The 18996-nt window shown below is 72.9% G+C and carries 21 protein-coding genes; 7 read left to right on the forward strand and 14 right to left on the reverse strand.

What is annotated here, in order from left to right:
- Window positions 1-66: 66 nt before the first annotated feature.
- A complete protein-coding gene (locus ACFYW3_RS10570; RefSeq protein ID WP_389386070.1) occupies window positions 67-672 on the reverse strand; it encodes a zf-HC2 domain-containing protein in 606 nt (201 codons plus the stop codon).
- Window positions 669-1448: an RNA polymerase sigma factor SigE gene (gene sigE, locus ACFYW3_RS10575; protein ID WP_351762230.1), complete on the reverse strand. Its 780-nt coding sequence runs from the start codon at window positions 1446-1448 to the stop codon at window positions 669-671. Before sigE ends, ACFYW3_RS10570 begins: the two co-directional genes overlap by 4 nt.
- A 189-nt stretch (window positions 1449-1637) precedes the next feature.
- Between sigE and ACFYW3_RS10580 the strand changes: the two genes are divergently transcribed.
- On the forward strand, window positions 1638-2300 hold the full coding sequence (locus ACFYW3_RS10580; protein WP_351762232.1) for a class I SAM-dependent methyltransferase: 663 nt from the start codon (window positions 1638-1640) through the stop codon (window positions 2298-2300).
- Between the two features lie 155 nt (window positions 2301-2455).
- Here the strand turns inward: ACFYW3_RS10580 and ACFYW3_RS10585 are convergent, their stop codons facing one another.
- The gene (locus tag ACFYW3_RS10585; RefSeq protein WP_003966491.1) at window positions 2456-2623 is read right to left on the reverse strand and encodes a DUF3117 domain-containing protein; all 168 of its coding nucleotides are present in this window, start codon (window positions 2621-2623) and stop codon (window positions 2456-2458) included.
- Window positions 2624-2953: 330 nt separating this feature from the next.
- On the opposite strand from ACFYW3_RS10585, the gene ACFYW3_RS10590 reads away from it, so the two are divergent.
- Window positions 2954-3757: an enoyl-CoA hydratase-related protein gene (locus tag ACFYW3_RS10590; RefSeq protein ID WP_351762234.1), complete on the forward strand. Its 804-nt coding sequence runs from the start codon at window positions 2954-2956 to the stop codon at window positions 3755-3757.
- Window positions 3758-3832: 75 nt separating this feature from the next.
- Here the strand turns inward: ACFYW3_RS10590 and ACFYW3_RS10595 are convergent, their stop codons facing one another.
- Together ACFYW3_RS10595 and ACFYW3_RS10600 are read right to left on the reverse strand one after the other, a co-directional pair.
- Window positions 3833-4414: a DNA-3-methyladenine glycosylase I gene (locus ACFYW3_RS10595; protein ID WP_351756154.1), complete on the reverse strand. Its 582-nt coding sequence runs from the start codon at window positions 4412-4414 to the stop codon at window positions 3833-3835.
- Complete coding sequence (locus ACFYW3_RS10600) at window positions 4411-4770, reverse strand: DivIVA domain-containing protein (protein WP_351756157.1); 360 nt, start codon at window positions 4768-4770, stop codon at window positions 4411-4413. Before ACFYW3_RS10600 ends, ACFYW3_RS10595 begins: the two co-directional genes overlap by 4 nt.
- A 76-nt stretch (window positions 4771-4846) precedes the next feature.
- On the opposite strand from ACFYW3_RS10600, the gene folP reads away from it, so the two are divergent.
- On the forward strand, window positions 4847-5707 hold the full coding sequence (gene folP, locus ACFYW3_RS10605) for a dihydropteroate synthase (protein ID WP_053680480.1): 861 nt from the start codon (window positions 4847-4849) through the stop codon (window positions 5705-5707).
- A 13-nt stretch (window positions 5708-5720) separates the two neighbouring features.
- On the opposite strand, the gene ACFYW3_RS10610 is transcribed toward folP, so the two are convergent.
- Both ACFYW3_RS10610 and dapE read right to left on the reverse strand, forming a co-directional pair.
- Window positions 5721-6488 carry a TIGR00730 family Rossman fold protein gene (locus ACFYW3_RS10610; RefSeq protein WP_053680482.1) on the reverse strand — a complete coding sequence of 256 codons (768 nt, stop codon included), beginning with the start codon at window positions 6486-6488 and terminating at the stop codon, window positions 5721-5723.
- 64 nt (window positions 6489-6552) lie between these two features.
- The gene (dapE, locus tag ACFYW3_RS10615) at window positions 6553-7632 is read right to left on the reverse strand and encodes a succinyl-diaminopimelate desuccinylase (RefSeq protein ID WP_351756161.1); all 1080 of its coding nucleotides are present in this window, start codon (window positions 7630-7632) and stop codon (window positions 6553-6555) included.
- A gap of 143 nt (window positions 7633-7775) precedes the next feature.
- On the opposite strand from dapE, the gene ACFYW3_RS10620 reads away from it, so the two are divergent.
- Complete coding sequence (locus ACFYW3_RS10620; RefSeq protein ID WP_389386071.1) at window positions 7776-8744, forward strand: hypothetical protein; 969 nt, start codon at window positions 7776-7778, stop codon at window positions 8742-8744.
- 369 nt (window positions 8745-9113) lie between these two features.
- Complete coding sequence (locus ACFYW3_RS10625) at window positions 9114-9497, forward strand: ATP-binding protein (protein WP_389386072.1); 384 nt, start codon at window positions 9114-9116, stop codon at window positions 9495-9497.
- Window positions 9498-9586: 89 nt separating this feature from the next.
- Here ACFYW3_RS10625 and dapC read toward each other — a convergent pair whose 3' ends face one another.
- Both dapC and fdxA read right to left on the reverse strand, forming a co-directional pair.
- On the reverse strand, window positions 9587-10681 hold the full coding sequence (gene dapC, locus ACFYW3_RS10630; RefSeq protein WP_351756169.1) for a succinyldiaminopimelate transaminase: 1095 nt from the start codon (window positions 10679-10681) through the stop codon (window positions 9587-9589).
- A 135-nt stretch (window positions 10682-10816) separates the two neighbouring features.
- Complete coding sequence (fdxA, locus tag ACFYW3_RS10635; RefSeq protein WP_389386073.1) at window positions 10817-11146, reverse strand: ferredoxin; 330 nt, start codon at window positions 11144-11146, stop codon at window positions 10817-10819.
- A gap of 117 nt (window positions 11147-11263) precedes the next feature.
- On the opposite strand from fdxA, the gene ACFYW3_RS10640 reads away from it, so the two are divergent.
- A complete protein-coding gene (locus tag ACFYW3_RS10640) occupies window positions 11264-12247 on the forward strand; it encodes a GNAT family N-acetyltransferase (RefSeq protein WP_389386074.1) in 984 nt (327 codons plus the stop codon).
- Window positions 12244-13035, forward strand: a complete 792-nt coding sequence (locus tag ACFYW3_RS10645; protein ID WP_351756178.1) for a transglutaminase-like domain-containing protein — start codon at window positions 12244-12246, stop codon at window positions 13033-13035. Before ACFYW3_RS10640 ends, ACFYW3_RS10645 begins: the two co-directional genes overlap by 4 nt.
- Before the next feature lie 19 nt (window positions 13036-13054).
- Here ACFYW3_RS10645 and ACFYW3_RS10650 read toward each other — a convergent pair whose 3' ends face one another.
- The 5 genes from ACFYW3_RS10650 to ACFYW3_RS10670 all read right to left on the reverse strand — a co-directional run bounded on the left by ACFYW3_RS10650 (window position 13055) and on the right by ACFYW3_RS10670 (window position 18786).
- The gene (locus ACFYW3_RS10650; RefSeq protein WP_351756181.1) at window positions 13055-13672 is read right to left on the reverse strand and encodes a response regulator transcription factor; all 618 of its coding nucleotides are present in this window, start codon (window positions 13670-13672) and stop codon (window positions 13055-13057) included.
- Entirely contained in the window at window positions 13669-14787 is a 1119-nt protein-coding gene (locus tag ACFYW3_RS10655; protein WP_389386256.1) for a sensor histidine kinase, read from the reverse strand. The genes ACFYW3_RS10650 and ACFYW3_RS10655 overlap by 4 nt, the downstream gene beginning before the upstream one ends.
- 77 nt (window positions 14788-14864) lie before the next feature.
- On the reverse strand, window positions 14865-15620 hold the full coding sequence (locus tag ACFYW3_RS10660) for an ABC transporter permease (RefSeq protein WP_351756184.1): 756 nt from the start codon (window positions 15618-15620) through the stop codon (window positions 14865-14867).
- The gene (locus ACFYW3_RS10665; RefSeq protein ID WP_389386075.1) at window positions 15614-16570 is read right to left on the reverse strand and encodes an ABC transporter ATP-binding protein; all 957 of its coding nucleotides are present in this window, start codon (window positions 16568-16570) and stop codon (window positions 15614-15616) included. Before ACFYW3_RS10665 ends, ACFYW3_RS10660 begins: the two co-directional genes overlap by 7 nt.
- 206 nt (window positions 16571-16776) lie before the next feature.
- The gene (locus tag ACFYW3_RS10670) at window positions 16777-18786 is read right to left on the reverse strand and encodes a hypothetical protein (protein WP_389386076.1); all 2010 of its coding nucleotides are present in this window, start codon (window positions 18784-18786) and stop codon (window positions 16777-16779) included.
- Window positions 18787-18996 lie beyond the last annotated feature (210 nt).

Here is an 18996-nt window from a genome sequence, read left to right on the forward strand (position 1 = left end):
CGGCCTCCGGGGGGAGCCCCGCCCCCGAACCCGCGACGCGAACGACGGGGCAGGGGGCGGCGGGCGTCACCGGGACAGGGAGACCGCCGGGCGGGCCGACACGGTGGGGCCGGGCGAGGTGAGCGTGGGCAGGCCGCCGGGGCTGGGCAGCCGGTCGCGCACCACGGCGTCGGTCAACGGCGCGTACGGCCCGGGCCGGGTGGCGGGCGCGTCTCCCCGGGCGTTCGGCTCGACGGCGTCCAGCGGCAGCGACCCGCCGAGCGCGATCGCGGCCAACGACACGGCTCCCGCGGCGACGAACGCGAAGCGACGTCTGGGTCGCCCCATCTCATGGATCCTGAAACCCTCGCGCGAGGACGCCGGGACGGCGTACCCGAAGGAGGACAACGGGTCGGCGCCCGGCGGGCCGGAGGGCGGCGGCGGACCGTCGGGACCGCCACCCGGGAGGCCTTGGAGGCGGGCCAGCAGTCCGGCGGACAGCGGCGGGGGCGCGCTCTCCACGAACATGCTCTTCACCCGACGCTGCGCGTCGGCTTCGGCCTTGCACTTGGGGCAGGTGGCCAGGTGGGCGAGCACCCGCTCGCGCACGTCATGGCTCAACTCGCCGTCCACGAGGGCGGCGAGACGGTCGCCCAGGTGCTGTTCGGCGGGGGACGGACGGGCTCCGGTCACTCGGCTCCGCCCTCTCCCCCGGCACCCGGCGCGCCCACCGCCACCCCGGCCAGCGCACGCTGCTCCGCACGGGCCTGGGGAGACCGGTGCTTGAGCGCCTTGCGCAGGTGGGAGCGGCCGCGGTGGATGCGGCTGCGCACGGTACCGAGCTTCACGCCGAGCGTGGCGGCGATCTCCTCGTACGACAGGCCCTCGATGTCACACAGCACCACGGCCGCGCGGAACTCGGGGGCGAGGGTGTCCAGCGCCTGCTGCACGTCCGCGTCGAAGTGCGTGTCGTGCAGCACCTGCTGGGGGGACGGCTCACGACTGGGCAGCCGCTCGGCGGCGTCGTCACCGAGCGCGTCGAAGCGGATCCGCTGCTTGCGGCGGACCATGTCCAGGAAGAGATTCGTCGTGATGCGGTGCAGCCAGCCCTCGAACGTGCCGGGCGTGTACGTGGACAGCGAGCGGAAGACGCGGACGAAGACTTCCTGCGTCAGATCCTCGGCGTCGTGCTGGTTGCCCGTCAGGCGGTAGGCGAGACGGTAGACCCGCGCACTGTGCGTGCTGACGATCTCCTCCCACGAGGGAGGGGTCCACGCCTGCGAGCCCGCATCGGCGGCAAAGGTCGCGGTGGTAGCGGATGCGGCGGTGTGGAAGCGGTCAGCAATGTCGGTCACGGATTTCGGCTCGCCGGCCGACCAGAAGAGGCGTCTGAACACGCCTCCACGATCCACAGGCGCAGCCGCACCTCCCCTGTCGGCTCTGGTGGTGTCCAGTGGAGTCCCTACCATAGCCACCCCTCCCGTCAGCTCCGGATAAAGATTTTTGCAGTAACTTTGCACGGGTCGCGGGTCTTGCGACGCCCCCGCTCGCCGTCTCGTCCACAGGTGTTCGCCGACCTCCGACGTCCGTCCCGCGCACACCTCTTTCAACGCCCGGTCCCATCTGCGGGTTCCCGACGTCAACGGATACAGTCACCGTTGCGCCAACTATGGGGACAGGAGAGGGTCATTAGCGGCAACCGGCAGACGAGCTGGGCGTTCGCCGACGCGTTTGTCGCCGAGGACGACGCCCTGCGATGGGCCCGCGACCGGTCCATGGAGGCGGGACTGCGTTCGGTCTCCCCCGGAACCGGGGCCGCGCTGCGTCTGCTGGCCGCCACCGCGGACGCCAAGGCGGTCGCCGAGATCGGCACCGGCACCGGCGTCTCCGGCATCCACCTCCTCCACGGGATGCGCCCCGACGGGGTGCTGACCACCGTGGATCCCGAGGCCGACCGCCAGGCCTTCGCCCGCCAGGCGTTCCGCGCCGCGGGCTTCGCGGGCAACCGGGCCCGTTTCATCCCCGGCCGCGCGCTGGACGTACTGCCGCGGCTCGCCGACGGCGGGTACGACCTGGTCTTCTGCGACGGGGACCCCTCCGAGTCCCTCGACTACCTCGCGGAATCGTTGCGGTTGCTGCGGCCCGGCGGGCTGGTGTGCTTCGAGGGGGTCTTCTCCGACGGCCGCACGGTCGACTCGGCGGCCCAGCCCGTGGAGGTGCTCCGGGTCCGCGAACTGCTGCGCACCGTCCGCGAGAGCCCCGCCCTGGAGGCCGCGCTGCTCCCCGTGGGCGACGGCCTGCTGTGCGCGGTCCGGCGCTGATCTCCCGCGCCCGTCCGCCGCGCGGCCCGGGTGCGACCTCGCGCACCCCGGGAGACCACGCGCCCGGAACACCGACCCCGGGAACAACACTGCCCCGGCCGCGTGACGCGGCCGGGGCAGTGCAGAGAATGCATGGTGAAAGTACTGCCGACCGGTTAGCCGACGACCTTCTTCAGGGCGTCACCCAGGGCGTCCGCTTCGTCCGGAGTCAGCTCGACGACGAGCCGACCGCCGCCCTCGAGCGGTACGCGCATGACGATGCCCCGCCCCTCCTTGGTGACCTCGAGCGGGCCGTCGCCCGTCCGCGGCTTCATGGCCGCCATGCTCGTTCCCCTTCCTGAAACCAGCTCATCGTCAGCCGACGGCCCCATTCAGGCGCCTAGTACCCGGCATCGAACACATTGCTTCCCGGCCATTATCCCGCATGTCAGGACCCGATGACCAACATCGGTAGGGAACGCTTCTGCAACGCGCTTGACCAAAACCACTCATTTCGGGGACCCGCCTGCGATACTTCGCCGCTGCCTTGGCGACTGCCCTCGGCTTTATTGACGCACATCACATGCCCGGCCGGGTCCGGGTCCGCCATGCTGGCCCTTGCACCGCCCGATACCGGCCGGTAGCCAAGCCCGCGACGAAGGGGGACCCCCGCCATGGCCGACAGCGTGCTCTACGAAGTGACCGACGGACTCGCGACCATCACGATCAACCGGCCCGACGCGATGAACGCCATGAACACCGAGACCAAGGTCGCCCTGCGCGACGCGGTCGAGGAGGCCGGCTCCGACACGGCGGTACGGGCGGTCCTGCTGACCGCGGCCGGCGACCGGGCCTTCTGCGTCGGTCAGGACCTCAAGGAGCACATCGGGAACCTCGCCGCCGACCGCGAGACCGGCTCTTCGCTGACGATGAGCACGGTCGCGGAGCACTACAACCCCATCGTGCGGGCGCTCACGCGGATGCCGAAGCCGGTGGTCGCGGGCGTCAACGGCGTCGCGGCCGGGGCGGGCTTCGGTTTCGCGCTGGCGGCCGACTTCCGGGTGGTGGCCGACACGGCGTCGTTCAACACCTCGTTCGCGGGGGTCGCGCTGACCGCCGATTCGGGGGTGTCCTGGACCCTGCCGCGCCTCATCGGCGCCTCGCGCGCCGCCGATCTGCTGTTCTTCCCGCGGTCCGTGAAGGCGAAGGAGGCGTTCGAGCTGGGCATCGCGAACCGCTTGGTGCCGTCCGAGTCGCTGGCCGCCGAGGCCGAATCCGTGGCCCGTGCCCTCGCGGCGGGGCCCACGGTGGCCTACGCCGCCCTCAAGGAGTCCCTGGCGTACGGGGCCTCCCACGATCTCTCCGAGGCCCTCACCCGCGAGGACGATCTCCAGACGCGCGCCGGGGCGTCCGAGGACCACGGGATCGCGGTGCGGGCGTTCCTGGCGAAGGAGACCCCGAAGTACCTGGGTCGCTGATCGGCCGACCGGCGGTCGGCCGATCAGGCGCGCACCGCGCCCCCGGCCGCCGGCGCGTCGGCGGCCGGGCGCCGGTCAGGTTCCGTCGCGGGAGACGCAGCCGGCGAGGTGGTCGTTGACCAGACCGCAGGCCTGCATCAGGGCGTAGGCGGTGGTCGGGCCGACGAAGCGGATGCCGGCCTTCTTGAGTTCCTTCGCGAGGGCCGTGGACTCGTCGGTGATCGCCGGGACGTCGGCGACGGTCTTCGGCGCCCGGCCCGGCCGCTTCGGGGCGTGGGACCAGATCAGCTCGTCCAGTCGCCCTTCCTTCCAGCCCGCCAGGACCCGCGCGTTCGCCAGGGTGGCCTCGATCTTCAGCCGGTTGCGGATGATGCCCTCGTCCAGCAGCAACCGCGCCGCGTCGCTCTCGTCGAACCGCGCCACCGCCGCGATCTCGAAGTTCGCGAACGCCTTCCGGAAGCCCTCGCGCCGCCGCAGGATCGTGATCCAGGACAGGCCCGACTGGAACGCCTCCAGGCAGAGCCGCTCGTACAGCGCGTCGTCCCCGTGGACCGGGCGGCCCCATTCCGTGTCGTGGTAGGCGAGGTAGTCCTCGGTGGACACGGCCCACGGACAGCGCGGGTCGCCGTCGGGGCCCGCGACCGCCGAGCCGGTCACCGGCCGTCCTTGCCGAGGTCCACCCGGCCCGCCGCGGCGGGGGGCGCGGCGTCCCGCGGCGCGCTCGCGACCTGCGCCGTGAGTTCCGCGATCCGCGCGTCGCGCTCGTCCAGTTCGGCTCCCAGCCGGTCCAGTACGTCGTCGACCTCCGCCATCCGGTAGCCGCGCGCGGCGACGGGCAGGCGGAGCGCGTCGATGTCCGTCCGGGCGACGGGGCGGGCGTCGGGCAGCCCGTCGGCCACCCGGTCCGGCTCGGCCTCGGGCAGGACCGCCTCGGCACCTCCACCGACGACCGCGAGGGTGACCGCGGTGACGACCACGACCAGCGCGATCAGCAAGAACCAGAACACGATCATCTCCCTGAGAGGCTTCCGGGCACCAGGTTAAGGTCACAGACGAGGCGAGAGGGTCGCCGAAGGAGGAAAGAGCGGGATGCTGCGACTGGGCAGGCGCGAGTTCGACACCGACGAGCCGGTGATCATGGCCATCGTGAACCGGACTCCGGACTCCTTCTACGACCAGGGCGCGACGTTCCGCGACGAGCCCGCGTTGGACCGGGTCGAGCAGGCGGTCGCCGAGGGCGCCGCGATCATCGACATCGGTGGGGTCAAGGCGGGCCCGGGCGAGCACGTGGACGCGGTCGAGGAGGCCCGCCGTACGGTCGGGTTCGTGTCCGAGGTGCGCCGACGCCACCCGGACGTGGTGATCAGCGTGGACACCTGGCGGCACGAGGTCGGCGAGGCGGTGTGCGAGGCCGGCGCCGATCTGTTGAACGACGCATGGGGCGGGGTGGATCCCCGGCTCGCGGAGGTCGCCGCCCGGTACGACGTCGGCATCGTCTGCACGCACGCCGGTGGGGTCGAGCCGCGCACCCGCCCGCACCGGACCTCGTACGAGGACGTGATGGCGGACATCCTGCGCGTCACGGTGGGCCTGGCCGAGCGGGCCGCCTCGCTGGGCGTCCGGCGGGACGCGATCATGATCGATCCGGGTCACGACTTCGGGAAGAACACCCGCCACTCGCTGGAGGCGACCCGGCGCCTGGCGGAGATGACCGACACCGGCTGGCCGGTGCTGGTCTCCCTGTCCAACAAGGACTTCGTCGGCGAGACCCTCGACAAGCCGGTGAAGGAGCGTCTGCTGGGCACCCTGGCCACGACGGCCGTGTCGGCCTGGCTGGGCGCGCAGGTCTACCGGGTCCACGAGGTCGCGGAGACGCGGCAGGTCCTGGACATGGTGCGCTCGATCCAGGGGCTGCGGCCCCCGGCGGTCGCCCGCCGGGGACTCGCGTAGCGCGTCGACGGAGCTACTTGCCGACTTCCTTGGTCACCAGCGCGATCGCCTCGTCCACGTCGTCCGTGACGTGGAAGAGGTACAGGTCGCGCTCGGAGGCCTTGCCCTGCGCGATCACCGTGTTCTTCAGCCAGTCGATCAGCCCGCTCCAGTACTCCGTGCCGAACAGCACGATCGGGAAGCGGGTGATCTTCTGCGTCTGGACCAGGGTCAGCGCCTCGAACATCTCGTCCAGCGTGCCGAGTCCGCCCGGCAGGACCACGAAGCCCTGGCTGTACTTCACGAACATCGTCTTGCGGACGAAGAAGTAACGGAAGTTCAGACCCAGGTCGACGTGTTGGTTCAGGCCCTGTTCGAAGGGCAGCTCGATGCCCAGGCCGACCGAGATCCCGTTGGCCTCGCGCGCGCCCTTGTTGGCCGCCTCCATGGCGCCGGGGCCGCCGCCCGTGATGACGGCGAAGCCGGCGTCGACGAGCGCGTGCCCGATCCGTACGCCCGCCTCGTACTCCGGCGAGTCCACCGGAGTACGGGCCGATCCGAACACGCTGATCGCCGGCGGCAACTCCGCCAGCGTGCCGAAGCCCTCGATGAACTCCGACTGGATGCGCAGGACCCGCCAGGGATCGGTGTGCACCCATTCGGAGGGTCCGGCCGAGTCCAGCAGCCGCTGGTCCGTCGTACTGCCCGCCTGGACCTGACTCCGCCTGCGCAGCACCGGGCCGAGCTGCTGCTCCTCGGGCCGACGACGAGCGTTCCCGCCGAGATTGCCGGGGTTGCCCATGATGTGCTCCCTCCTGCTGATCGTTGGATCAGGGTAGGCGCACAAAGGTGACGAGAAGCGGAATTCAGGAGGTCAGCCAGGCGCGGAGTCGTTCCTCGCAGTGCAGGATCGCCTTCGTCTCGACCCGCTCGTCGACCTTGTGGGCCAGCAGCGCGTCGCCCGGACCGTAGTTGACCGCGGGGACGCCGAGGGCGCTGAAGCGGGACACGTCCGTCCAGCCGAACTTGGGCATGGCCCGGCCGCCGACGGCCTCCATGAACGCCGCGGCCGCCGGGTGGGCGAGGCCGGGGAGGGCGCCGCCGGAGGAGTCGTCGACCACGAACTCGGCGATGTCGCAGTGCGCGAAGACCTCTTCGACGTGGGCCAGGGCCTGCGCCTCGTCGCGATCGGGGGCGTAGCGGAAGTTGACCGTCACCGTGCAGGAGTCCGGGATGACGTTGTTGGCGACGCCGCCCTCGATGCGGACCGCGTTGAGGCCCTCGTGGTACTCCAGGCCGTCGATGACGGGCTTGCGCGGTTCGTACGCGGCCAGCGTGGCGAGGATCGGGCCCGCGCCGTGGATGGCGTTGGAGCCCATCCAACTGCGGGCCGAGTGGGCGCGTTCGCCGCTGGTGCGCAGCAGGACCCGCAGGGTGCCCTGGCAGCCGCCCTCGACCTCGGCGTTGGAGGGTTCGAGCAGGACGGCGAAGTCGCCGACGAGCCAGTCGGGGTGGGCCTCGGCCACCTTGCCCAGGCCGTTGAGGTCGGCGGCGACCTCCTCCTGGTCGTAGAAGACGAAGGTGAGGTCCCGGTTCGGCTCGGGCACGGTGGCCGCGATGCGCAGTTGCACGGCGACGCCGGACTTCATGTCGGTGGTGCCGCAGCCCCACAGGACGTCGTTCTCGTCCAGTCGGGACGGGACGTTGTCGGCGATCGGCACGGTGTCGAGGTGCCCGGCGAGCACGACGCGTTCGGCGCGGCCGAGGTGCGTGCGGGCGACGACGTTGTTGCCGAAGCGGTCGACGGTGAGGTGCGGGAGGCCGCGCAGCGCGTGTTCCACGAGGTCGGCGAGTACCTTCTCGTCGCCGCTCACGGAAGGGATGTCGACGAGCCGGGCGGTCAGCTCGGCAGCGTCCAGGGTGAGGTCCAGCTCGGATTCGGGCATGGAACCGACCCTAACGCCCGGGTCGCCGCAGGGCCCGGTCCGTCCGTCGGGTGGACGCGTCCCGCGGCCCCGCAGCGAGGCCCGTCGCGAAGTCGGGGACTCGTCAGGCCGGCCCGTCACCCGCCTCAAGTACGGTGGGCCGCGTGTCCCGCACCGATCATCCCCGCCCGCGTCGCCGTCGGCCTTGGCCCAAGGTCGCCGGTCTGCTCGTACTGCTCGCGCTCGGCGGGTACCTCGTCGTCCAGTACGAGTCGACCGGCGGTGACGGTCCCCCGTACTGCACGGCCCGGACCTCGGGGGCGGGCGCCGACGACGACTCGGCCCAGACCTACGAGTTGTCCCCGGAGCAGGCGGCGAACGCGTCGACGATAGCCGCGGTCGGCGTCTCCAAGGGGCTTCCGGAGCGGGCGGTGACGATCGCGCTGGCGACCGCGATGCAGGAGTCGGCGCTGCGCAACCTGGACCACGGCGACCGGGACTCGCTCGGGCTGTTCCAGCAGCGGCCCTCGCAGGGCTGGGGCACCGCGGAGCAGATCTTGGACCCGGTGTACTCGGCGGGCATCTTCTACGACCGGCTCGCCGAGGTGAAGGGGTTCTCGCGGCTCCCCTTGACGGTGGCCGCGCAGAAGGTGCAGCTCAGTGGTTTCCCGCAGGCGTACGCGAAGCACGAGCCGGACGCGGTGGTGCTGACCGCGGCGTTCGGCGGCGAGGGCTCGGTGGACTGCGGCGGTCCCGCTCCCACCGCGCCGGGCGATCCGGAGCGGGTGCGGACGGAGCTGACGCGGATCTTCGGCAAGCAGATGCGGCTCGAAGCCCGCGCCGAGCCGGCGACCGCCGGGGAGTCCGGACCGGTCGGGCAGAGCGAGGTCGCGGTCGCGCCGACGCGCGGCACCGACGAGGCCGAGCGGCGGCGCAACCGGCTGGTGGCGCAGTGGGCGGTGGCCCACGCGCGCGACATGGGCATCGCCCGGGTGTCGTACGCCCCGGGGAGCTGGGTCGCGGGCGAGTCCGACGGCCGGTGGCGGGCGAAGGGCGGGGCGGGAGCCGACGGAGGTGCCGGCGACGCGCCCACGGCGGGCTCCGACGGGGTGCGGATCTTCCTGGCGCGCTGAGGCGGCCCGTCGAACGCCACGGCGCGAGGCCGGTGGAAGGGGTCGCGACCGGGGGCTCGTGCACGGGGGCTCGTGCACGGGGCTGGTGCACGGGGGCTGGTGCACGGACTCACCCCGGGTGCTCGTTCGAGGGGCTCGTTCACGGGCTCGTTCGGGCGTGCGGGACGTCGCCCGTTCAGGGGTGACCGGTTCGAGGGACACCCGGGCCTCATGTCCGGTGGAAGGCCTGGTGGGCGCGGCTCCGGTGCGCTTTTCCCGGAAGCCGATTAAACGATGCGTTACCGATCCTTTACCCGACGGGTCCGCAACTTCGCCCGCCCCACGAGCGGTTGTACACGGCGTACTCAGCCGCTACCGCTTAGGAGCAACATGTCCCTCCCCCTGACCCGTCGGATCGCCCGTGCCGCGCTGCTCCTCGCAGCCGGCGCAGCTCCCGTGGTCGGTGCGGCCGGCGCGGCCAGTGCCGCGGGCCTGGAGTCCGTGCCGCAACTGGGCACGCTCACCGCGCCGGACGCCACCGACGGCGCGGGCGCGACCGCCGCGACGGCCACGGACGCCGTGACGAAGGCCGCCCCGGCCGAACTGACCGGTGCGGCCGGCCCGCTGCTGGCCGGCCTGCCGACCTCGGGGCTGCCGACCTCGGGGCTGCCCACCGAGGCCCTGCCGACCGACGCGCTGCCCACCTCGGGGCTGCCCTCGGCGCAGACCCTCCCGCTGGGCGGCCTGCCCCTGGCCGGCGGCCTGGGCGGCTGACCTGCGCGGGGACGAGGAACACCGAGGGGCCGGGAGCACGAACTCCCGGCCCCTCGGGCTGTCCGCGGCGCCGCCGGGCCGCTCCCGGCTCAGCCGAGGCGCTTGACCGCTGCCTCGACCCGTTCGTCGGTGGCGGTGACGGCGACGCGGACGAAGTTCGCGCCCGCCTCCCCGTAGAAGTCGCCCGGGGCGACCAGGATGCCCAGCTCGGCGAGGTGGGCCACGGTCCGCCAGCAGGGCTCGTCGCGGGTCGCCCACAGGTACAGGCCGGCCTCGCTGTGCTCGATGCGGAAGCCGTGCGCCTCCAGGGCGGTGCGCAGCGCGTCGCGGCGGGCCGCGTACCGGGCGCGCTGCGCGGCGACGTGGGCGTCGTCGCCGAGGGCCGCGACCACGGCGTTCTGGACGGGGGCCGCGGTCATCATGCCGCCGTGCTTGCGGATCTCCAGCAGTTCGCCCAGCACCGCCGCGTCACCGGCGATGAAGGCGGCCCGGTACCCGGCGAGGTTGGAGCGCTTGGAGAGCGAGTGGACGGCCACGATGCCCTCGTAGGAGCCGCCGCACACGTCGTCGTGGAGGACCGAGACGGGGTCGGTGTCCCAGCCCAGTTCCAGGTAGCACTCGTCGCTGAACAGCAGGATGCCGTGCTCGCGCGCCCAGGCCACGATCCGGATCAGGTCTTCCTTGGGGATGACCTTGCCGGTGGGGTTGGACGGGGAGTTGAGCCACAGCAGCTTCACGCCGGCCGGGTCGAGTTCGGTCGGGTCGTCGTACACGACGGCCTCGGCGCCGCACAGGCGCGCGCCGACCTCGTACGTCGGGTAGGCGAGCCGGGGGTAGGCCACCTTGTCGCCCGCGCCGAGGCCCAGTTGGGTCGGCAGCCACGCCACCAGTTCCTTCGAGCCGACCACCGGCAGCACGTTGCGGTGTCCGGCGGCGCTCGCGCCGAGGCGTCCGCGCAGCCATCCCGTGATCGCGTCGCGCAGTGCGACCGTGCCCCACACCGTCGGGTAGCCCGGGGAGTCCGCGGCCTCGATCAGGGCGCGCCGGATGACCTCGGGGACCGGGTCGACGGGCGTGCCGACCGACAGGTCGACGATCCCGTCCGCGTGGGCGACCGCCGTCGCCTTGTACGGCTCCAGCTTGTCCCAGGGGAAGGCGGGAAGACGGTCGGATACTGCGGCCACGGTGGTCTCTGCTTTCTGCTGGTACGGGGCGCCGCGTGCGGGGCGCACGGGCGTCCGGCCGGAACGACTCGGTCCCGTCGCGGCGGGCAGCCGAACGGGACCGAGGATGTGCGCGCCTTGCCTGGACCGGCGTCGTCAGTGCGACGCGTTGATGTCCGCGGGCAGGGCGGCGACGAAGGGGTGATCGCGCTCGATCAGGCCCAGCTTCGAGGCACCACCGGGCGAACCGAGCTCGTCGAAGAACTCGACGTTCGCCTTGTAGTAGTCCTTCCACTCCTCCGGAGTGTCGTCCTCGTAGAAGATGGCCTCGACCGGGCAGACCGGCTCACACGCGCCACAGTCGACACACTCGTCCGGGTGGATGTACAAGGACCGCCGGCCCTCGTAGATGCAGTCGACGGGGCACTCTTCGATGCATGCCTTGTCCTTGACGTCGACACAAGGCTCCGCGATGACGTAGGTCACGCTCTCGTTCCTCCTCGGTAGGGCTTTCCATATCGCGCGGGAGCGCGGCGTCGTCGATGCCCGCACCTAGTATCTCCGTTCCCGGGCACGATCCGAACAGGAGGGGCGGACAGAGCTGTGGAAATCACTGCCGGTGGGCTGCTGGAGATCCGTATCACCGCTGCTGACGTGGGTAAACGAGTCTCTGTACGACGGGTGGAGGCCGGGCGGAGCGACTCCCCGTCGTTCACGGACACGGTCGGTGTTCTCACATCCTGGAACGACGGTGTGCTCACGATCACACGCAAGGACGGCGTGTCCGTCCGGATCGCGGAATCCTCGCTGGTGGCGGGCAAGACGGTGCCCGCCGCGCCGGCCCGCCGCAGGGGTCCCGCGGCCTCCTTCGAGGAGCTCGCGCGGGTGACGGCGCGGGCCTGGCAGCCGCTGGAGAGCGAGCCGCTGGGCGAGTGGACGCTGCGTGCGGCCGGGGGCTTCACCCGGCGGGCCAACTCGGTACTGCCGCTGGGCGACCCGGGGATACCCGTACCGGAAGCACTCGCGCGGGTGACGTCCTGGTACGCGGAACGCGGACTTCCGGCGTATGTGCAGGCCGCGACGGGCGCCGCGGGCACCCAGGAGCCGCTGTGCGCGGAGCTGGAGCGGCTGGGGTGGGTCAACGAGGTCTCGGCGCAGGTGCGGATCGGGGCGCTCGCACCGGTCGCGGACGTGGACGCGGACGTGTCGGACGTACGGCTGCTGCGCGCCCCGGACGAGCGGTGGCTGTCCCGCTACGGGAAGGTCCGCGACCCCGACCTGGCGCGGCGGATGCTGGTCGAGGGGCCCTCGGTGTGGTTCGCCGTGCTGGGCGGCGGCCGGGCGATCGGGCGGATGGTGGTGGACGGGCGCTGGGCCGGTTTCGGCGCGGTGGACGTCGATCCGGGGCACCGGCGGCAGGGCCTGGCCACGGCGGTGATGGCGGCGTTGTCGCGGCGGGCCCTGGAGGAGGGCGCCTCGGCGGCCTGGCTCCAGGTGGAGGCGGAGAACCCGGGGGCGCGGGCCCTGTACGACGGCCTGGGCTTCGCGACGCACCACGCGTACCACCACTTCCGGGCGGCGGCGTGAGTTCCGCCTCGCGGGCGCGGTTCGCGGAAGAGGCCCGCTCGGAGCGTCCGGACCTGGCCCTGCTGTGCCTGCTGCTGGCGGCGGAGGCCGACCCCGACCTCGACGAACGCGGCATCGACTGGGCGCAGATCGAACTCGACAGGCTGGCGGGCATGCTGCCGTACGGTCTGCGCGGTGGGCGGGCCTGGGCCTCGGCCGTCACGGAGCTGCTGGGTGGCCGGCTGGGCTTCCACGGCACGCCGGCGGACTACGAACGGTTGTCGTCCTCCCTGCTGCACCAGGTGCTGCGGCGGCGCCGGGGCCTGCCGATCCTGCTGTCGGTGGTCTGGCTGGAGGTGGCGCGGCGGGCGGGCGCGCCGGTGTACGGGCTGGGCCTGCCGGGCCATTTCGTGGTGGGTTTCGGCGACCCGGAGGAGGGTGTGGTCGTGGACCCGTTCGCGGGGGGCGCCTCGCTGGGCGCCGGTCCCGCCGAGTCGGCCGCGGAGCCCCGGACTCCGGCGCGCACGTTGGACGTGGTGCTGCGGATCCTGAACAACATCCGGGCGTGGGCCGCGACGCGGCCGGAGCACTCGGCGGTCGCGCTGTGGGCGCTGGACCTGTCGCTGCTGCTGCCGTCGCATCCGGCGTCGCTGCGCTACGAGCGGGGGCGGTTGCTGGTGGAGCGGGGCGAGTTCGTGACGGGGGCGGTGGAGCTGGAGGCGTACGCGGAGGTGGTGGACGCGGTGGACGCGCAGGCGGCGGCCCGGATCCGCGCGGAGGCCGGGTCGGCCCGGGCCCTCCTGAACTGAGGTCCGGACGGGGGGCCGGTCAGAGCCAGCCCTTCTCGCGGGCCGTGCGGATGGCCTCGGCGCGGTTGCGGGCCGCGAGCTTCTGGATCGCCGTCGAGAGGTAGTTGCGGACGGTGCCCGGGGACAGGTGCAGGCGTGCGGCCAGTTCCGCGTTGGTCGCGCCGCGTTCCGCCGCCCGCAGGACCTCCCGTTCCCGGTCCGTCAGCGGGTTGGCGCCCTCCGCGAGGGCCGCCGCCGCCAGGGTGGGGTCGATGACGCGCTCCCCCGCCAGGACCCTGCGTACCGCGTCCGCCAGTTGCGCGGCCGGCGCGTCCTTGACGAGGAACGCCGAGGCGCCCGCCTCCATCGCGCCGCGCAGGTAGCCGGGGCGGCCGAAGGTGGTGAGGACGACGATGCGCAGCCCGGGCAGGGCCTCCCGCAGCGCGGCCGCGGCCTCGATGCCCGTCATGCCGGGCATCTCGATGTCCAGCAGGGCGACGTTCACGTCGTGGGCGCGGGCCGCGGCCACCACCTCGTCGCCGCGGGCGACCTGGACGAGGACTTCGATGTCGGGTTCGAGGCCGAGTAGCGCGGCCAACGCCTCCCGGACCATGGACTGGTCCTCGGCGAGGAGGATCCTGATGGGCCGTGAGGTCATGGGGTCGATCCTAGGGGGACGCGGGCGAGCAGTCGGAAGCCGGTCTTGCCGGCGGGACCGGCCGCGAGGCTGCCGCCGACCGCCTCCAGGCGTTCCGTCAGTCCGGTCAGCCCGTTGCCGGCCTTGGCGGCGCCGCCCGATCCGTCGTCGGAGACGCTCAGTTCGGCCACCGGTCCCGCCAGGGTCTGTCGGATGTCGAGGGTGACGACGCACCGGCGGGCCCCGCTGTGCCGGACCACGTTGGTCACGGCCTCGCGCAGCGACCAGGCGAGGGCCGACTCGGCCTCCTCGGGGAGTTCCCGCGTCCATTCGACGGGCAGGTCCGCCTGCACGCCCGCCGCGGCCAACGCGGTGCGGGCGCCCGCCAGTTCGCCGGGGAGGGTGGGACGCCGGTAGCCGTTCACGGCTTCCCGTACGTCGACCAACGCCTGCCGGCTGACCTGCTCGATGTCCGCGACCTGCTGCGCGGCCGCCTCGGGCCGGTCCGGCAGCATCCGACCCGCCAGCTCGCTCTTGAGCGTGATCAACGACAGCGAGTGCCCCAGCAGGTCGTGCAGGTCGCGGGCCATCCGCAGCCGTTCCTCGTTGGCGGCGAGCTGGGCGACCGTGGCCCGGGCCTGTCGCAGCTCCATCGTCGTGCGGACCATGGCGCGGACGCCGATCATCGCGAACCCGCCCATCAGGGCCGGGATGAGCAGGCCGGCCAGGTACTGGTCCCCGCCCGGGATCGACAGCGCCGTCACGGCCAGCAGGGCGGTCGCGCCGGGGACGGTCCAGCGGGCGATCTCCCCGGGCAGGGCGGCCCCGGAGGCGATGGCCACGTAGACGAAGAGCACGAGCCATTCGCGGCCCAGGGACAGGGACAGGATCATGGCCTGGGCGGCCAGGACCGACAGCGAGAACAGGACGCGGCGGACCGGTATCGGCCTGGCGCTGCGCAGGACCAGGAGCAGGTACCAGGCGACGAAGGCCGCGAGGCCCAGGCCGCCGAGCAGTCGGGCCCCGGGGCTGTGTCCGCCGCGGATCAGGTCGATGACGGGGGCGCTGAGGTAGAAGAGCCACAGGCCCGTCCACAGCAGCTTCACGGTCCGCTGCCGGCGGCTCTCCGGCCGCATTCCGATCCGGGGGACGCCGATGCCCTGGATGTCTTCCCCGGGGGTCGCGTACCGGGCGTCCGTCTCGCTGGTCACGGTCATGCCTTCAGTGAGTCCTTGCGGTACAGCCAGGCGGCGGCACCGGTGAACAGTACGAAGTACACCGCGAGGATCGCCACGTCCTTGGCGTGCGGCGCGCCGCCGAGTTCGATGGCCTGGCCGAGGCCGGCGTAGGCGTGGGTGGGCAGCCACTCGCAGATGTTCCGCAGCCACTGCGGGAAGTTCGCGGTGGGCATCCACAGGCCGCCGAGGATCGACAGGCCGAAGTAGAAGAGCATCGTGATGGGTCGGACCGTGTCGCCGCTCGCCATGTACCCGATGGCCACGCCGAGCGCGGCGAAGACCAGACTGCCCGCCCAGATGGAGCCGGTCAGCGCCAGCCACTGCCACAGCTCGAACCGTACGCCCTTGACTCCGGCCGCGACCGCGAAGACGACGAGGATCGCGGGCAGCGAGAGGACGCCGGCACTGGCGGTCTTGGCGAGGACGTAGCCGCGGCCGGGCAGCGCGGTCAGGCGCAGTTGGCGGACCCAGCCCTTCTCGCGTTCCTTGGCGATGCGTTCGCTGTTGCCCATCAGGACGGCGGTCAGCGCGCCGAAGGAGGCCATGGCGACCATGTAGAAGGCGGGCATGGTCAGTTCGGTGCCCATGACCTTCGTGGTGCCGTCCAGGGTGCCGCCGAGCATCAGGAAGAGGGCGGCGGGATAGAGGACGGTGAAGAACAGGTACTTCTTGTTGCGCAGCGCGCGGGAGATCTCGAGCGTGACGAGCTTCGTCGTTCCGTTGTTCAGCATGACGCGTCGGCCTCCTCGGCCTCGGTGAGGGCGATGAAGGCCTGTTCGAGACCCAGCCCGGCGACTTCCAGGTTCCGGGGGTAGAGCCCCAGGGCGTAGACGGCGTGCACGGTCGCGTCGGCGTCGCGCGACTGGAGCCGGACGGTGTCACCGTGGCGCTCGTAGGCGGTCAGGTGCGGGAGGGCGCGCAGCGTCGCCTCGTCGACCGGGTCGCCGGTGAGGTCGAAGGCGATCTTGCGGGCGCCCGCCTTGGCCTTGATCTCGGCGGCGGTGCCGTCGGCGAGCAGCCGGCCCTTGTTGAGGACCAGCACCCGGTCGGCTATCGCGTCCGCCTCTTCCAGGTAGTGGGTGGCGAACAGGACCGTGCGGCCCTGCGCGGCCTGCTCGCGCATCGTGGCCCAGAAGGCCTGGCGGGAGGTGACGTCCATGCCGGTGGTCGGTTCGTCGAGGACGATCAGGTCGTTGTGGCCGGCGGTGGCGAGGGCGAAGCGGACCCGCTGTTCCTGGCCGCCGGAGAGCTTGTTGACGAGCCGGTCGGCGATGGAGTCGACGCCGGCGCGGGTGAGCACCTCGTCGACGGGGAGCGGGCGGGGGTGCAGTGCGCAGCCCAGCGCGACGACCTCGCGCACGGTGACGTCCTCCATCAGGCCGCCGCTCTGGAGCATCGCGCCGACCCGGCCGGCGGCGATGGCCTCGCGGGGGGTGGTGCCGAAGAGCCGTACGGTGCCGGAGTCGGCGGGGCGCAGGCCGAGCAGCAGGTCGAGGGTGGAGGACTTGCCGGCTCCGTTGGGGCCGAGGAGCGCGACCGTCTCACCGGGGTGGAGCACGAGGGAGAGCCCGTCGACCGCGCGGACCGCGCCGTAGCTCTTGGTCACGTCCTCGAAGCTCACCACCGGGCCGCCGGAGGATGTCGTGGCGGCGGCTGATTGCGTCGCGGTTGTCGTCGTCATGGCTCAAGGTTCGCCGGTCAGGGGGGTCGCACGGCAGTGTCGCCGGTCGTGACCCCGACATGACGATTGTCATGTCGCGGGCATGACGGAGCCCCCGCGCGATGATCCGGCGGGGGCTCCGTCCTGCGATGTTCCCCGGTGTTCCCCGGTGTTCCGGTGTTCCGGTGTTCCCCGGTGTTCCTCTGTGGGGTGCGTTCCCGGGCGGGTCAGCTCGGGTTGGTGTCGATGACCACGGTCCGCTCGGCGGGGGTCTTGCCGCGCAGGCCCTTGACGAGGGCGCCCGCGACGTCCTTCGGGGTGACGGCGGTCTTCGCGCCGGTGCCCCGGGTGATCAGAACGCCGTCGAACGTGGTCGTGTACGCCGCCTGCAGGGCTTCGAGGTCGTACTTCTCCACGAGGTGGCCGTCCACGGCCTGCATGCTGAGGATCTTGGGCAGCGACCGCTGGCCGAAGGCGATGGACTTGGTGCCCGCCTTGACGGTGACGATGCCGGACATCGCCGGTTCGGCGAACTCCTTCATCGCCTTGTTCAGTTCGTCCTTGCCGATCACCGGCTCCTTGGTGACGGAGGGCAGTTCGACGGGCTTGGCCTCGCCGGTGGCCACCAGTTCGCGGAAGGCCTCGGTGACCTGTTCCACGGAGCTGTCCACGTCGAGGGTGGTGCCGGCCTTGCCGGGGACGGCGACGGCCTTGCCCGTGTCGAACGTGATGGTGCCCTCGGTGACCGAGCCCGAGGTCCCGGCCAGCTCCGCGAGGGCGTCCCGCAGCTTCTCCTCGTCCACCGGCATGACGGCGTCGGCCCTGCGCTCGTTGCCGAGGAGGGAGCCGATGACCGTGATCGGGTTGTAGTCGCTGCCCGACGCGTTGCGGACGGTCGTCTGGCTGTCGAGGGTCAGGCCGGCCTTGTCGGGCTTGAGCTCGACCTGCTTGCCGCCGACGGTGAGGCGCAGCGGGGCGCTCGCGCGGCTGCCGAAGGCCGTCTCGACCTTGTTGACGGCGTCGTCGCGGGTGCCGCCGATGTCCACGCCGAGGACGGTGGTGCCCTTGGGGACGTCGGAGTGGTTCAGCAGCAGACCCGCGCCGTAGGCCACGCCGACGAGGGCGATGATGCCGCCGGCGATGACGACCAGCTTGGAACGGGGCTTCTTCGCGGACGCCGCCGGGGCCTTGGGCGCCGGTCGGTTCTGGTTCGGCGGCTGCGCCGCGGGGGTCGGGACGACCGGCCCGGCTCCGGGACCGCCGCCCGGGCCGCCCGGGCCGCCGGGGCCGCCGGGGCCACCCGGGCCGCCGGGGCGGGGCCCGCCGGGCATCGGGGCGCCGGCCATCGGACCACCCACCGGGCCACCGGGCATGGGCGCTCCGGGCATGGGGGCGCCGGGCATGGGGGCGCCGGGCCGCGGACCGCCGGGCATGGGCGCTCCGGGCATGGGCGCTCCGGGACGCGGACCGCCGTGCGTCGGGCCACCGGGCGTCGGACCGCCGGCCATCGGGCCACCGGGCATCGGGGCGCCCGGCATCGGACCGCCGGGCATCGGGGCGCCCGGCATCGGGCCACCGGCCGGCGGGGCCTCCGGTCCGGGCCAGCGCGGAGCCTCGGCGCCGCGTACGGGCGCGGAGCCCATGGCGGGGCCGCCGGTGGGTCCGGCGGGACCGGTGGGCTCGGTGAAGGCGGGGAAGGCCTCGGTGACGGGGCCGTTGTCGTACTCCTGGTAGCCCTGGGGGGCTCCCCCGCCGGCGCCGGGCGGGAAGCCGCCGCCCTGACCGGGCGCGGGGGCGTTGCCGCGCGGGCCCGGGGGCGGTGGGGCGAAGCCGCCGCCCGCGGGGGGCGGGGTGGGGCCGGCCGGCGCGGCGCCGTGGCCGGCGCTCGGCGGTCCCGCGGGGGCGCCGCCGTTGCCGGGCGGGGGCGGCGGGGTCGACTTGCGCGGTGCGAACCAGTTGCTGGCCGGTTCCTCCGAGCCTCCCGAGGAGGGCGGGGCCGACTGCGCGGGGCGCACGGGCAGGGGCGGCGCCGGGGCAGGGGCCGACGCGGACGGCGGGGCGGACTCGCCGGCGCCCGGCGCGGCATGCTCGGCGTCGCCCTCGGCGTCCTTGACGGGCTTGCGCACGACGACGGGCGGGATCGGACGCGAACCCGGGATGTTGATCCGGATCCGGGTCGTCAGGGTGGTCTCGGTCTTCGGCCCGTCGGAGTCGGGCGTGGACGGCTTCGAAGTCACAGAGTTCTCCTCCGGGGTGGTCGCCGCAGCGTCCGTGGACGGATACTGGCCGGTTCCATACGGCGGCGTACCCGAGGGGTAGGCGGCTCCACCGCGCCCTTGGGGCCCGGGGGACGGACTGTCGGTTTCACGGCTCAAGGCAGGTTCTCCCGGTTGGCTCCGCCGCCCGTCATACCGTGCGCGGGCAGCTCGGCGGCCCGTCCACCATAC

Source organism: Streptomyces sp. NPDC002602 (assembly GCF_042889445.1).
GTDB lineage: Bacteria > Actinomycetota > Actinomycetes > Streptomycetales > Streptomycetaceae > Streptomyces.

Bases quoted from the DNA above. Each gene is read 5' to 3' on its own strand.
- sigE (WP_351762230.1), bottom strand. From the start codon at position 1,448: ATGGTAGGGACTCCACTGGACACCACCAGAGCCGACAGGGGAGGTGCG.
- ACFYW3_RS10585 (WP_003966491.1), bottom strand. From the start codon at position 2,623: ATGGCGGCCATGAAGCCGCGGACGGGCGACGGCCCGCTCGAGGTCACC.
- ACFYW3_RS10590 (WP_351762234.1), top strand. From the start codon at position 2,954: ATGGCCGACAGCGTGCTCTACGAAGTGACCGACGGACTCGCGACCATC.
- ACFYW3_RS10600 (WP_351756157.1), bottom strand. From the start codon at position 4,770: ATGATCGTGTTCTGGTTCTTGCTGATCGCGCTGGTCGTGGTCGTCACC.
- folP (WP_053680480.1), top strand. From the start codon at position 4,847: ATGCTGCGACTGGGCAGGCGCGAGTTCGACACCGACGAGCCGGTGATC.
- ACFYW3_RS10610 (WP_053680482.1), bottom strand. From the start codon at position 6,488: ATGGGCAACCCCGGCAATCTCGGCGGGAACGCTCGTCGTCGGCCCGAG.
- dapE (WP_351756161.1), bottom strand. From the start codon at position 7,632: ATGCCCGAATCCGAGCTGGACCTCACCCTGGACGCTGCCGAGCTGACC.
- ACFYW3_RS10625 (WP_389386072.1), top strand. From the start codon at position 9,114: ATGTCCCTCCCCCTGACCCGTCGGATCGCCCGTGCCGCGCTGCTCCTC.
- ACFYW3_RS10650 (WP_351756181.1), bottom strand. From the start codon at position 13,672: ATGACCTCACGGCCCATCAGGATCCTCCTCGCCGAGGACCAGTCCATG.
- ACFYW3_RS10655 (WP_389386256.1), bottom strand. From the start codon at position 14,787: ATGCGGCCGGAGAGCCGCCGGCAGCGGACCGTGAAGCTGCTGTGGACG.
- ACFYW3_RS10660 (WP_351756184.1), bottom strand. From the start codon at position 15,620: ATGCTGAACAACGGAACGACGAAGCTCGTCACGCTCGAGATCTCCCGC.
- ACFYW3_RS10665 (WP_389386075.1), bottom strand. From the start codon at position 16,570: ATGACGACGACAACCGCGACGCAATCAGCCGCCGCCACGACATCCTCC.